This window comes from Candidatus Hydrogenedentota bacterium (assembly GCA_012730045.1).
Lineage (GTDB): Bacteria > Hydrogenedentota > Hydrogenedentia > Hydrogenedentales > CAITNO01 > JAAYBR01.
Window position 1 is genome coordinate 1 of record JAAYBR010000117.1, and the last position, 13,638, is coordinate 13,638.

The 13,638-nt window shown below is 69.9% G+C and carries 11 protein-coding genes; 6 read left to right on the forward strand and 5 right to left on the reverse strand.

Features of this window, described 5'->3' with window-relative positions; translation table 11 throughout:
• The 3 genes from glmS to GXY15_13340 all read right to left on the reverse strand — a co-directional run.
• On the reverse strand, positions 1-1,675 hold a 1,675-nt coding region (glmS, locus tag GXY15_13330; GenBank protein NLV42192.1), incomplete at its 3' end, for a glutamine--fructose-6-phosphate transaminase (isomerizing).
• Between the two features lie 123 nt (positions 1,676-1,798).
• Positions 1,799-2,836, reverse strand: coding sequence for a fructose-bisphosphate aldolase class II (locus GXY15_13335; GenBank protein ID NLV42193.1), 1,038 nt, complete (start codon positions 2,834-2,836; stop codon positions 1,799-1,801).
• 222 nt (positions 2,837-3,058) lie between these two features.
• Positions 3,059-3,751 carry a hypothetical protein gene (locus GXY15_13340; protein ID NLV42194.1) on the reverse strand — a complete coding sequence of 231 codons (693 nt, stop codon included), beginning with the start codon at positions 3,749-3,751 and terminating at the stop codon, positions 3,059-3,061.
• A 632-nt stretch (positions 3,752-4,383) separates the two neighbouring features.
• Here GXY15_13340 and GXY15_13345 point away from each other — a divergent pair.
• From GXY15_13345 to GXY15_13370, 6 genes are all read left to right on the forward strand, one after another.
• Positions 4,384-4,971 (forward strand): TetR/AcrR family transcriptional regulator, encoded by a 588-nt coding sequence (locus GXY15_13345; GenBank protein ID NLV42195.1) that lies wholly within the window; start codon positions 4,384-4,386, stop codon positions 4,969-4,971.
• The gene (locus tag GXY15_13350; protein NLV42196.1) at positions 4,968-6,368 is read left to right on the forward strand and encodes a TolC family protein; all 1,401 of its coding nucleotides are present in this window, start codon (positions 4,968-4,970) and stop codon (positions 6,366-6,368) included. Before GXY15_13345 ends, GXY15_13350 begins: the two co-directional genes overlap by 4 nt.
• On the forward strand, positions 6,365-7,393 hold the full coding sequence (locus GXY15_13355; protein NLV42197.1) for an HlyD family efflux transporter periplasmic adaptor subunit: 1,029 nt from the start codon (positions 6,365-6,367) through the stop codon (positions 7,391-7,393). Before GXY15_13350 ends, GXY15_13355 begins: the two co-directional genes overlap by 4 nt.
• Positions 7,390-8,592, forward strand: a complete 1,203-nt coding sequence (locus GXY15_13360) for an ABC transporter permease (protein ID NLV42198.1) — start codon at positions 7,390-7,392, stop codon at positions 8,590-8,592. Before GXY15_13355 ends, GXY15_13360 begins: the two co-directional genes overlap by 4 nt.
• Positions 8,589-9,743, forward strand: coding sequence for an ABC transporter permease (locus GXY15_13365; GenBank protein NLV42199.1), 1,155 nt, complete (start codon positions 8,589-8,591; stop codon positions 9,741-9,743). Before GXY15_13360 ends, GXY15_13365 begins: the two co-directional genes overlap by 4 nt.
• Positions 9,744-9,856: 113 nt before the next feature.
• Positions 9,857-10,642: a DUF998 domain-containing protein gene (locus GXY15_13370; protein NLV42200.1), complete on the forward strand. Its 786-nt coding sequence runs from the start codon at positions 9,857-9,859 to the stop codon at positions 10,640-10,642.
• 9 nt (positions 10,643-10,651) lie between these two features.
• On the opposite strand, the gene GXY15_13375 is transcribed toward GXY15_13370, so the two are convergent.
• Positions 10,652-13,015 carry a hypothetical protein gene (locus GXY15_13375; GenBank protein ID NLV42201.1) on the reverse strand — a complete coding sequence of 788 codons (2,364 nt, stop codon included), beginning with the start codon at positions 13,013-13,015 and terminating at the stop codon, positions 10,652-10,654.
• Between the two features lie 79 nt (positions 13,016-13,094).
• The coding region (locus GXY15_13380; protein NLV42202.1) for a hypothetical protein at positions 13,095-13,638 on the reverse strand (544 nt) is incomplete at its 5' end.

The following is a 13,638-nucleotide window of genomic DNA, read 5'->3' on the forward strand; positions in this document are numbered from 1 at the left end:
CCTGGATGCTCTCGTCGCCCTCGGTGGCCACGCTGATGATGAGGCCGGCGCGCGCCCGGATCTCCTGGATGTTGGACACCATCTTCTCGTAGGTCTCGCCCTTCACGGCGACGCAGACCACGGGGAAGGTGCTGGTGACCAGGGCGATGGGGCCGTGCTTCATCTCGCCGGCGGCGTAGCCCTCGGCGTGGATGTAGGAGATCTCCTTGAGCTTGAGCGCGCCCTCAAGGGCCGACGGGAAGTTGTAGTTGCGGCCGAGATAGAAGGCGCCGACGGCGTCGCGGTACTCGGGCCGGTTCGCCAGCTCCTTCACCTTGTCCTGGTTCTTCAGAATTTCGTCCACCTTGTTCGGGACCGTCCGCAGCTCGCGGATCATCATGGCGACCTGGTCCTTGTCCAGGGTGCCGCGCACCTGGCCGAGCCAGATGGTGAACAGGGCGAAGCACATGCACTGGGAGGTGTAGGCCTTGGTGGAGGCGACGCCGATCTCGGGGCCGGCCTGCTGGTAGACGACGCCGTGGGACTCGCGGGCCACGGAGGACCCGACGGCGTTCACGATGGACGCGACCTTGGCGCCGCGGCTCTTGGCGATGCGGATGGCCTCCAGGGTGTCGGCCGTCTCGCCGGACTGCGACACGGGGATCATGATGCTGTTCGGCGGGATGATCGGGTCGCGGTAGCGGAACTCGGACGCGAGGTCGAGCTCGACGGAGACCTTGGCGAACTTCTCGATGAGGAACTTGCCGACCATGCCGGCGTGCCACGCGGTGCCGCAGGCCACGATGAAGATCTTGTTGCAGGCCTTGAGCTCGTCGGCGGAGATGTTCATGTCCGTGAGGCGCACGGAGTCGGAGTGCTCGTCAATGCGGCCGGCCAGCGTGTTGCGGAGCACCGCGCCCTGCTGGTGGATCTCCTTGAGCATGAAGTGGGGGTAGCCCTCCTTCTCGGCGGCCGCGTCGTCCCACTCGACGGTCTTGACCTCCATCGAGACCGGGTTCCCGTCCACGTCCTCAATCTTCACGCCCGCGCGGGTGATCTCGCACACGTGGCCGTTCTCGATGTACATGACATTCCGCGTGTACTTCATGATCGCGGGCACGTCGGAGCCGATGTAGCCCTCGTTCTCGCCGAGGCCGACGATGAGCGGGCTGCCGTGGCGCGCGGCCACGAGCACGTCCGGGTTGTCCTTGCAGATGACGCCGATGGCGTAGGCGCCCTCGCAGTCCTTCAGCGCGCGCTTGACCGCCGCGAAGAGGTCGCCCTGGTAGTACTTGTCCACCAGGTGCGCGATGACCTCGGTGTCCGTCTGGCTGCGGAAGACGACGCCCGCGGCCTGGAGCTGCTCGCGCAGATCGTAGTAGTTCTCGATGATGCCGTTGTGGACGACCGCGATGGTCTTGGCGCCGTTGAAGTGCGGGTGGGAGTTCGCCTCGCTCGGCACGCCGTGGGTGGCCCAGCGGGTGTGGCCGATGCCGAGGTTGCCCTTCAGCGGGTGCTCCTCAAGCTTCTGGTCCATGATCTTCAGCTTGCCCACGCTCTTGACGCAGTCGAGGCCGTTCTCGCCGACGACGGCGACGCCGGAGGAGTCGTACCCCCGGTATTCGAGCCGGTGCAGGCCGGTCATGATGACTTCAACCGGGCTCTTGTCCCCGATGTACCCTACGATTCCGCACATGGCGCCAGTCCTTTCTCGTGTTGCCCCGTCAGGGGGCCGTTTTTCGAAAATGTCCGTGTCTTGGAAAAACGGGCGGCCCGCCCCGCAGTGGAGGGGCCGCCCGTGAAAATGCTTCTGGGGGGCCTACTTCTTGTACAGCTTCTTCGCGGCCTCGAGGGACATGGGCTTGTAGTCGTCCGCGTGCCCCGCCTGGCCGAAGGCCACCATGCGGTCGAGGTAGACCTGCTTGGCCGCCTCGCGGGCCGGCTTCAGGTAGTCGCGCGGGTCGAACTTGCCGGGGGTCTCGACGAAGACCTTGCGGATCGCGCCGGTCATGGCCAGGCGGCTGTCCGTGTCCACGTTGACCTTGCGCACGCCGTGGTCAATGCCCTCGCGGATCTTCTCGACCGGGATGCCGGCCGTGCCGGGCATGTTCCCGCCGTACTGGTTGATGATGTCCACCAGCGCCTTCGGGACCGACGAGGAGCCGTGCATGACCATGTGGCAGTTCGGCATGCGCTTGTGGATCTCGCGGATGCGGTCCATGGCCAGCGTCGGGGGCAGCACGTTGCCGTCCGCGTCCTTGACCGTGGACTTGAAGGCGCCGTGGCTGGTGCCGATGGAGACGGCCAGCGCGTCCACGCCCGTCAACGCGACGAACTCCTCGGCCTGCTCCGGCTTCGTGAGGTGGTCCTGGAGCTGGTCGTCGGAGAGGCCGGCGCCGTGGCCGTCCTCGATCCCGCCCAGCGCGCCCAGCTCGCCCTCGACCGTCACGCCGAACATGTGGGCGATCTCGACCACGCGCTTCGTGATCTCGACGTTCTGCTCGTAGGTCGCCACGGTCTTGCCGTCGGCCAGCAGGGAGCCGTCAATCATGACGGAGGTGAAGCCGAGCGCGATGGCCTCCAGGCAGGTCCCCATGTCGCGGCCGTGGTCCAGGTGGACCGCCAGCGGGATGTGCGGGTACTCTTCGGCGGCCGCCTCCATGAGCTTCTTGAGGTAGATCATCTTGCTGTACTTCAGGGCGCCGCAGCTCGCCTGGATGATCACGGGGCTGTTGGTCTCGTTCGCAGCCTCCATGATCGCCTGGATCTGCTCCATGTTGTTGACGTTGAACGCGCCAACGCCGTACCCGCCCTTGGCGGCCTCATCGAGAATCTGACGCATTGGAACTTGGGGCATGGCTTCTTTTCTCCTGTCGTGAGAGGTTCCGGGTTCCGGTGCCAACACGCCCGCGCCGCCCTCATATCCCTGCGGGAGGATGCAACTCCGCCCTGTCCGGGCGGTTTTTGCGGAAATGACAGGCCTGGAGAAGGGCGCGGGGCGTCCCGCGCCTTCCAATTGACACCGCAGTTAGCATACACAAGCCGTCCGGGGGGAATCAAGATTTTCCCGTTTCGGGGCTCAGTCCCCCGCCTGCGGCGCGCGGCCCCGGTGCGTGAAATAGATGTTCCGCGCGTAGACCGGGGCGGTGGTCAGGAGCCCCAGCGCGTACAGCCACTCCCGCTGCTGGAGGTGCGACGCCAGCAGCAGCAGCGTCGCCGCCAGGCTGATGTGCCAGAACACCGCCGGCACCACGCTCTTCCGCCGGGCCTCCGTGGCCGCCCACTGGATGAGGAAGCGCAGGGCGAACAGCCCCTGGCCCGCCACGCCCACGGCCACCCACGCCCACGCCCGGGCGATCTCCCCCGCCGGCAGGCCCGCCTGCGACTGGTACCGGTGTAGCCACACATGGGCCACCATCGCCGCGCCCACGGCCACAAACAGCAGCACGCCGCCCTGGAACCCCCAGTTCAGCCGGCGGGTCAGCATCCCCTTCTCCCGCCAGATATGCACCAGATTCCGCGCGTAGATCACACTATTAAAGCAGTGGCTCAGCGCGCCGACGGGCGACTTGAGGTAAAACACGCCGTAGAGCAGGAGAATCAGGGACCCCGCGCCGCTAAGGTACCAGAAGGCCACGGGGATCACGCTGCGGCCGCGCCGCTCCGACGCATACCACTGGAGGTAGAAACGCCCGTAGAAAATGAGCGCGCCCGCCGCGCCGAGGGTCTGCCAGAAAACGGCCGCCCCGGCATCTGAAAGGAGGTGTTCCAAGAAAGGGCCTCTTCCCGCCGTTCAAGAAACGGGAAGTGTACCACGTCCCCGCTCCCGGCGGGGAAAAAGGGCGCCGCCAGCACCCCAACAGGGCCATCGCGCCAATATCCGTGGGTGCTTTTGGGATGAAGTCCGGTAATTGCCCGCGGCCCGACCTCTTCAACGCTGAAAGCGTTGCCGAATATAGCCCAGGCCAGGCCGCCGCCCGAAGGGCCAGGCCTGCCCTGGGTTGCCGGGAAAGAAGGATCATGCCCCAACGGGGCAGCCGAAATTGCGGCGGGGAGTGCCGTGCCGGCCCTGGGGGCACGCGCGGCCACCGCCGTCTTTCGTGTGCCCCCGCGCGGGCAAGCCCACGCGAAGAACGGCGGCAGCAAGCTGCCGCACTCCAAGGCGCTGCGCGCTGTGCGGACCCGGGGCTGAAAGGATGGGGAGCGGCCTGCCTGGATCCTATGCGGATGTCCCGTTGGGACAAGAAGGACAGAATCGCATCACCGAGAGACATTCGTGCCACTCGCAGGCGTTTCTCGCGGGGCCTATTAGTGCGATTGCCCTGAGCATCCCAAACCTTGCGCCGCGCCCGTTGAATATGCGATGATTCAGTGAACACGGTTCTAATCGGAGCGACGCAACCCATGAACGCCAGGGAACGCAGCAAAATCGAGACGCGGCGGCGGCTGATGGCGGCGGGCACCGCCCTCTTCGCCGACCAGGGCATCGCCGGCACGCGCAGCACGGCCCTCGCCGGGGCGGCGGGCGTGGCCGTGGGCACTCTCTACCTTCACTTCAAGGACAAGGAGGGGCTGGTGCGTGCCATCCTCATGGAGGGGCTGGAGGAACTGCTGGCGCAGCTATATGCCGTCGCCGGCGACGCTGCGATGGACGTGGGCGGGGCGGTGCGCCTCCAGACGGACATCATGATCTCCTTCGCCCAGAAGCACCCCGGACTCTGCCGCATCCTGTTCGACCCGGATGCCGTTCGCTGGCACATCAGCACGGAGATCATGGACCGCATGGTGGCGATCCAGGAGCGGCGTTTTCTGGACCAGGCCGCAGAGGGGCTGCTGGACGGGACCATGTCGCCGCGGGTGGCGGCGCGGGCCGTGGTCGGCATGCTGCTGTTTTCGCTGAACTGGTGGGTCATCCACCCGGACGAGGCGGACGCGGAGACGCTGGCCGCCACGCTGAACCGGCTCCGCCTGTCGGGGGTCTACGCACAATGACGGGGGCGCGGCGATGCCTGTGCGCGGCGCTGCTGCTGGCGGCGGGTCCGCTGGCTGCGGGCGAACCCGGTCCGCTGGACTTCGGCGAGGCCGTGCGCCGGATGCGCGCGGGGAACGAGGCCCTCGCGGCGGGCGGGGCCGAGGTGCGCCAGCGGCTGGAGGAGGGGGCGGAGGCGAAGGGGCTGCGCAGTCCGAAGGTGACGGTGGAGGCGCGGGAAACCTTCCTCAACGACCGCATCAGCATTGACCTGGAAAGCGTCGGATTCTCCTACCGGGTGCAGGAGGACCAGTTTATGAAGGGCCAGGTAAAAGTGGCCTGGCCCGTGTACACGGGGGGGCGGATAGACGCGGCGAACGCGGCGGCGGCGGCGAAGACGGAGGAGGCGGCCGCGCGGCTGAACCACACGGACCAGCAGCTCGTGACGGAGCTGGCCCGGCGCTATTTCGGCCTGCGCCTCGCCCGGCAGGCGGCGGGGGTGGCGGCGCTGAAGACCGCCGCCATGGAGCGGCACCACCGCCACGCGGCGCGGCTGTTCGCCGAGGGGATCATCGCCCGGGTGGAGGCGCTGAACGCCGAGGTGGCCCTGGCCAACGCGCGGGCGGAGCAGTCGGCCGCGGAGCGCGACGCGGCCATCGCCGCCGAGGGCCTGGCGAACGCGCTGGCGGACCCCTCGCCGGGCGACCCCGCCACGCCGCTCTTTATCGTGCGCGATCTGGAGCCCGTGGAATGGTTTCAGGACGCCGTGGAGCGCGGGCACCCCGCGCTGGAGGCGCTGGAGGCGCTGCGCCGCCAGGCGGAGGAGGGCGTGCGCGCCGAGAAGGGCGCGGCCCTGCCCACGGTCTACCTCTTCGGCCTGCGCGAACTGTTTCCCAACGACCTGACGCTCCTCGACCCCGAATGGGCGGCGGGCATCGGCGCCGAGTACACGCTGTTCGACGGCGGCCAGGCGAAGCACCGGACGGCGGCCGCGCGCGCCCAGGCCGACCGCGTGGCGCTGCTGGCGGCAAAGGCGCGGCGCGACCTGCGGTCGCTGGCGGCCGTGCGGCGGCAGGAGGCCGCCAAGGCGCTGGAGCAGCACGACGCCTTCAAAGAGACCCTCGCCCTCGCGGAGGAGAACCTGCGCGTGCGCATGCGCGCCTTCGAGGAGGGCGTGGCCACGTCCGTGGAGGTGGTGGACGCCTCGGTGTCCCTGGCCCGCGCCCAGCTCGGCCGGCTCAAGGCGGCCTACGATTTTGACACCGCCCTCTTCGGGCTGCTGGAGGCCGCGGGCAGGACGGACGCCCACGGCGGTTACATCGCGCGCGGCGTGCCCGTGGACGCCCCCGCGCCCGCCGTCCCCGCGCTGGACCTCCCCGCGCCCGCGCCCCCCGACCCCAAGGAGACTCCCGCGAAATGAAAGGCCGCCTCGCCGCCCTGTTCTTTCTCGTGCTGCTGTCCGCCGCCGTGGCCGGCCTGGGCTGGCTGCTGGTGCAGCCGCGCCCGCGCCTGCTCCAGGGCGAGGTGGACACCCGCAAGATCAGCGTCTCGGCGAAGATTCCCGGGCGCGTGGAGGAGATGCTGGCGGAGGAGGGCGGCCGCCTGAAAAAGGGCGATGTCATCGCCGTGCTCGACAGCCCCCAGCTCCAGGCAAAGCGGCAGCAGGCCGGGGCCGTCCAGGAGGCAGCGGGCGCCCAGCGCGACAAGGCCGAGGGCGGCGCGCGGGAGGAGCAGATCCGCATGGCGCAAAGCCAGTGGCTCCAGGCGCAGGCAGGCGCCGAACTGGCCGAGAAGAGCTTCGCCCGCGTGGAGCGGCTGTTCAACGACGGCGTGGTGCCCGCGCAGCGGCGCGACGAGGTGCAGGCGCAGCGCGACATGGCGCGCAAGCTGGTGGAGGCCGCCAAGGCCCAGTACGACATGGCGCTCAACGGGGCACAGGAGGAGGACCGCCGCGCCGCGCAGGCGCTGGTGAACCAGGCGGCGGGCGCGGTGAGCGAGGTGGAGTCGCTGATCGGGGAGGCGCGGGTGACCGCGCCGATGGACGGGGAGATTGTGGAGCACATCGTGAGCCTGGGCGAACTCGCCGCGGCGGGCATGCCCATCGTCACAATGATCAACCCCGATGACTGCTGGGTGACCTTCTCGGTGCGCGAGGACTGGCTGGGCGGCATGAAGCTCGGCGACCGCCTCACGGGCCGCGTGCCCGCGCTCAACGGCGCGGAGCTGGAGATGGAGGTGAGCTACCTGGCCCCCCTGGGCGACTTCGCCACCTGGCGCGCCACCAACATCGCCGGGGGCTTCGACCTGAAGACCTTCGAGGTGCGCGCGCGGCCCGTCACGCCCGCGGAGGGCCTGCGGCCCGGCATGTCCGTCGTGGTCCCCTGGGGCGAGGAGCCGCAGCCCGACCCGCTTGCCTGGCTCCGCCGGATCCTGACGGACCGATGAGCGGGACGGAACCCGCCATCCCCCCGGTCCGCCGGGGCTTCCGGGCCGTGGTCCGCCGCGAGGCGCGGCGCATTGCGGGCAGCCCCTTCATGGTGCTTTTTCTGTTCGTCCTCCCCCCGGCCACCTTTCTGCTCATGACGGCCGTCTTCTCCCAGGACATCCCCCGCGACATCCCTGTGGCGGTGTGCGACCAGGACAGCAGCGCCCTGTCGCGCCGCATTGTCCGCGCCGTGGACGCCACCTCCGCCCTGGCCGCGTCGCTCAGGGTGCATGATCTGGCGGAGGGGGCCGCGGCGGTGCGGCGCGGCGACGCCTACGGCCTGATCCACCTGCCCGCCGGACTCTCCCGCGACGCCCTCCGGGGGGACGCGCCGACGGTGACGGTCTTCTTCAACAACCAGTGGTTTCTGACGAGCGGACTGATCAACCGCGCCGTCCGCGAGGCGGTGCTGTCCGTGGGCGGCGAAATGGAGCGGCGCGCCCGCATCGCCCGCGGCGAGGCGCCCGCGCAGGCGGAAACGCGGCTCGAGCCCATCTTTGTGGACCAGCGCGGGCTGTTCAACCCGGGCACGAGCTACGGGCTCTTCCTGCTGCCCGCGCTGCTGCCGACGCTGCTGCAGGGGTTCATTGTCGTGGTGATGGTGCGGGCGGCGGCGGGTGAGCTGCGGCGCCGCACCGCCGGGGAGTGGCTGGACACGGCGGGCGGCGGCACCGCCGTGGCGGTCCTCGGAAAGCTGCTTCCGTACACGCTGGTCTTTCTCTGCATGTCCGTCCTCATGTGGACCGTCGCCCTCCGGTGGTATGGCGCGCCGATGCGCGGCGACGGACGGGTGCTGGCGGGGGCCACGGTGCTCTTCGTCCTCGCCTACCAGTCCATGGGCCTCCTTTTCGCCGCCCTCACGGCGAACATCCGCATCGCGAACAGCCTGGCCGGGTTCTACTGCGGGCCGGCCTTCGCCGTGGCCGGCGTCACCTTCCCCGCCGCCGGCCTGTCCGCGCCCGCCGTGGTGTGGAGCCTGAGCCTGCCGCTGACACACTATCTCCAGATCGTCCTCCAGCAGTGCACGCAGGGCGCGCCCCCGGCGTCGGCCCTCGCGCCCATGGCCGCCCTGTGCGCCTTCGTGTTCCTGCCGCCGCTGGTGTATGTGCCCCGGCTGGGCCGCCTGCTCCGCGACCCGGCTTCGTGGGGCCGCCTGTGAGACGCCTCGCCGCCGTCATCCGGGACGAATACCTCGCCGTGCTGCGCAATCCCGGCACGCTGCTGGTTTTTCTGGGCGGGCTCCTCGTCTACAGCATGATGTACCCGCTCCCGTACACGAACCAGGTGATCCGGGAGGTGCCTGTGGTGCCGGTGGACCTCGACCGCAGCGCGATGAGCCGCAGGCTCCTGCGCTGGGCCGACGCCACGGAGGAGGTGCGCCTGGCCGCCCCCGCGCCGGACCTCGCCGCGGCCCGCGACCGCGTGATGCTGGAGGGCGCGGGCGGCGCGCTGGTGATTCCGGAGGGCTTCGAGCGCGCCGTCCTGCGGGGGGAGCAGGCGGCGGTGGGGGTCTTCGCCGACGCCACCTGGTTCCTCGCCTACCGGCAGGTGCTCGGCGGCCTCTACAAGGCGGCGGCCACCCTGTCGGCGGGGGTGGAAATCCGGCGGCTCACGGCGGCGGACTTCGGGGAACGGCGGGCCCTCCAGGCCCGCGAGACGGTCCGCGTGGACGCCCGGCCCCTGTTCAACCCCTCGGGGGGCTATGCGTTCTATGTGGTGCCCGCCGTGCTGATCCTCGTGATGCAGCAGACCCTGCTCATCGGCGTCGCCGTGATGGGCGGCGCGCGCCGCGAGGGGCTGGTCGCCTCCGCCGCAAACGCCGGCGCCCTGGCCGTGCTCGTCGGGCGGGCCTTCGCCTACGTCACCTGGTACAGCTTCTACCCGCTCTTCTACCTCACCGTGGTCTACCGCGCCTACGACTTCCCCTCGCCCGGCGACCCCTTTTCGGCGATGGTGTTCCTCGCACCCTTCCTCGTCGCCGTCGCCATGCTCGGCATCACCCTGGCCGGCCTCTTCCGCTCGCCCGACGACGCCATCCCGGCCCTGCTCTTCACGTCCGTGCCGATGGTGTTTCTCATGGGCTTCGCATGGCCCCTCGAGACCCTGCCCGTGGGACTGCGCTGGGCGGCCATGCTGCTGCCCGCCACGCCCGGCGCCCTCGGCTTCGTGCGCATCAACCAGCTGGGCGCCTCCCTGGCGGAGGTTTCCGGGCTGTGGTTTCTTCTGTGGGGTCTGGCGGCGGTTTACGCCGTGCCCGCATGGTTCGCCGTGCGCGGGGAGCTGGCCCGCGCCGCCCCACGCCCCCTGTGAATTCTCAAATTTGAGCTTCGCCCTTTCCGGCTTGCGCCGGGCGGGTCGGGAAAGGGCATAATGCGGCGCGTTTCACGGCGGCGCGGACGGCCGCCCACATGGGATTCATCGAAATGGCAGTGTTTCAGCTGGAGCCGGGCGCGATCCGGAAGTACATGTACGGGCTGTCGGCGGTGTATTGGGCGCTGATCTTCAGCGCGTGGGTGGGCTACCCCAAAGACCACCACTACAGCATCATGACCCACACCTTCAGCTTCCTCGGCAGCTGGGCCGACAAGCACAGCCCGCAGTGGTGGTGGCTGTTCTCCGTGGGCATGGTGATGTGGGGGCTGGGCATGCTGCCCGTCACGCTGTACCTCCGCAGGCGCCTCTCCGCCGTGTCCCCCTGGGCGAGCTGGGTCTTCGGGTTCTTCTATGTCGTCGGCGGCTTCGGCATCGCGCTCGTGGGCGTTTTCCCTGACGCGCCGGGCGAGATCGTCGCCGGGGCCGGGTACACGTGGACCAAGGTCCACGCAAAGGTGGCCATCGCCGCCTTCGCCGGGTTCTTCCTCGGCAACCTGTGGATGGGCGCGATGCTCCTGCTCGACGGGCTGTCGGGACAGCGGCTGGAGGACGCGTCGTCGGCGCGGTTCCAGTACACCACGCTGCTCTGGCCCTACCTGTTCTGGCTGCCCATCCTCTGCACGGGGATCGGCTTCCTCGTGCGCTGGGAGTATGTCTACGCCGCGAAGAAGGCGGCGGCCGCCGCCGCGGGCGCATCCATCGGCAGCTCCTGGTCCGAGGCCATGAACACGCGCTACTCGTTCCCCCTGTGGGAGAACATCCTCATCTACACGCTGTTCCTGTTCCTCGTCTGGATGGTCACGGCGCTCACGGCCGCCGACCCGGACATGGACTAGGCGCGCGTCCTATTTCCTCACCAGCCAGATTTCGGCCACGCGGGAGCGCTGGCGCCAGCCGAGGCTTTCCTCGCCGGCGGGGGCCTTCCAGGTGACGACCAGCTTGCGGTCTTTCACGGCCTCTTTCGGCACGCGGTACTCGCGGACCTCGCCGATTTCGGTCTTTTCCTTGTCGGACTCCACGCGCGCACCGTCCACCAGCAGGACCTCCTGCCCGTAGCCGCAGGTGCGCACGACATAGTCGCCCTTCGGGTCGAGACCCTCGTAGACGGCGGCCTCGGGCCAGTCCATGGTGACCTGCCACGACAGGCGCTGGCGGCATTTGCCGTTGTCGAGCCACCAGAAGAGGGGCTCCGGCCGCGCCTCCTCGGCGGGGTTGCTGAAGAAGATTTCGGCGCGCTGGATGCGGGGCGACCGCGCCGTGTGGCCGATATCGTCGTAGAACCCGCCGGGGCCGGGATCCTCCCACAGGGCGATTTCGCGCAGCCGCGCAACCTTATCCTTGTCGGAGGACATCGCGGCGACCTTGGCAAACTCGTCCTCGAGCCACCAGCGGTTGTTGAGGGGGATGTCCAGGAAGTCAAGGGACGCGCCGCGCTCGGCACCGCTGGCATAGTACTGCTCCACGCTGGACTGGAGGCCGATGGAGCGGTACAGGTCGTCGTAGAGGCGCACGACCCGCCCGCGCAGCTCCGGCGCGGCGGGCTGGGTCTCGGCGCGGCGCAGGATGTCCGCCGCGCGGGCCATGGCGCTTTCAGGGCCCGTCACTTCGGCTTCCAGAAGCGCGGCGTTGGCGGCGCGCTCCAGGGCGGTCTCGTTGAGCAGCCGCGCGCGGACAAACGCGTCGTAGTACGCCCGCACGAGGCACATCTGCCAGCGCCAGTTGTCCGCCCGCTCCGGATGGCCGCGCTCCAGCTCCTGCCAGAGCCGCAGGGTGCCGTTGACCGCGCCGTTCGCCGCGAGGCTCCCGCGCCAGTTGTTCTCCAGCGCGAGGATGCCGTCGGCCGCGCGCTCCGTGTCCGCCGCGCCAAAATACACGCGGGCGTACTGCGTGAGGATGTCGCGCACCGGCGTGGCGGGGTCCCAGCCAAGGGCGCTCCAGACGGTCTTGTTCAGGTCGTCGTGGACGCCGTCGGAGTACGTGATGAACCCGTCGCAGTAGGGGGCGAACCAGTTGTGGATGTAGGCGTATTGCTCGGGGCGCGGGTTGATCGCCTCGCGGCCCAGGGTGAGCGCGTAGGCCTGGTCCCACCAGGGCACGGGGTACTGGCACAGCTTGTTGTGCGTGATGTCGGGGTACATGCGCAGGCCGTAGCGCTCCGGCAGGCGGTTGCGCAGCAGCGGGATGGGCGGGCTGGACGGCCCCCCGCACAGACCGCCGAGCCAGGACGGGGTGTGGTCCTTGACATGGTCGAGCACCTGGCCCGTCTGGGCGAGGTCAAAGCCCTGGAGGGAGAGCCAGATGCGGGCCTCAGGGTGGCGGCGCTTCAGCACCTTCGACAGGTCCTCCAGGAAGGGCAGCACCTTGTCCGGCGGGTTGTCGCCGGGGTCGCCGCCGGGGAAGAACACGCCGTCGAGGCGCGGCGTGGCGGCGTAGAGCGCGTCGTGCTCCGCCAGCAGCGCGTCGCGCTGCGCCGTGTCGCCCAGATCGAAGGTCGCGGGCGCCCAGATCCAGTATTCCAGGCCGTAGCGCGCGCAGATTTCGCTCATGCGCACGTTCATCTCCTCGCGCGTCGTCTTCATCACCGACGACGGCTTGTCCTGGAAGGGGATGTTCTCGATTGCGTTTATGCCGAAGAAGGCCAGCTCGCGGATGTGGCGGTCGAAGCCCGCCGCGTCCCACGCGTCCCACGAGTTCGCCGTGGCGCGGAAGCCGAGCTGGTGGCCGCGGATCGGCGACGCCGGGGCCGTGGCCAGGTCGAGCGCCGCAGGCAGCGCCAGGCCGCCCTCCGAACAGTCCGCGTGGCGCAGGAGCGCGCCCACGGCGTAGAGCGCGCCGCGCGGGTCCGCGCCCAGCGCCCACGCCACCGGGGCCGCGCCGCCGCGCCCCGGCTCCACCAGCAGCCGGTAGCCGTCGGTGCGGCGCTCGGGCAGGTCTTTCCCCTTGCGCACCGGCAGCGGGCGCGCCCATCCCCGCACCTTGCCCTTCTCCGGCGCGGCCACCACGATCACCGGGCGGTCCTCCCCGGGCCAGTCGGTCGCCCGCTCCAGGCGCAGCCCCGTCCGCTTCTCCACCTCTTCCACCAGCACCACTGCGGCGGTCTCCTCCACCGGCGGCAGCTCGCCGGGCCGCGTCAGGACCACGGCGCGCGAAAAGTCGGCCAGGTCGCCGGCGCGTGCGGCGGGCGCCGCAAGGACGCAGCCGACGGCCAGCAGCAGAAAGAACGCGGGGGGAAGGATGCGGTGGGGCATGGGGTTCGCCCTCCTTTCTCGGGGGGTACGGGTTCGACGCTCAGAGGCCGTCGGGCAGTTCGTGTTTCCGGCGGGGCGCCCGCGCGCCAAAGGCGGCCAGGCACAGGGCCCCGTAATAGCAGGCCACGCACAGGATCATGACAGCCCGGGGCGCGGCGGTGTACCGGTCGAGGAAAAACATCCAGCCGGAAACCGCCAGCAGCACGGCGCCCACGGCGAGAAAACGGTTCTTCTCTCGCACCGCAAAGGAAAGCGTCCACAGCGCCGCCGCCAGGCCCAGCCAGCCGTAGAAGAGACCAATCTCCTCGCGCGGGGACACCTTTGAGGACAAAGCGAAGAACGCCACTGCCATAAAGGGCAGCGCGCACGCCGCGCCAATCAGCAGACGCTTCAGGCTGGGCCGCAGGAAAACCAGCGCGGCCAGCAGGAAGAGGTGCAGCAGGGCGACGCAGGCGAACGCCGCCAGCATCTGGTCCGACAACAGCCCCGCCGCGAGCGCCAGCGCGAGCGCGCCCAGCACCCACCGCCCCGTCCACGTCCGCCACCCCCGCAGGTCCAGCGCGGCCAGCAGCGGCAGCGCGGCC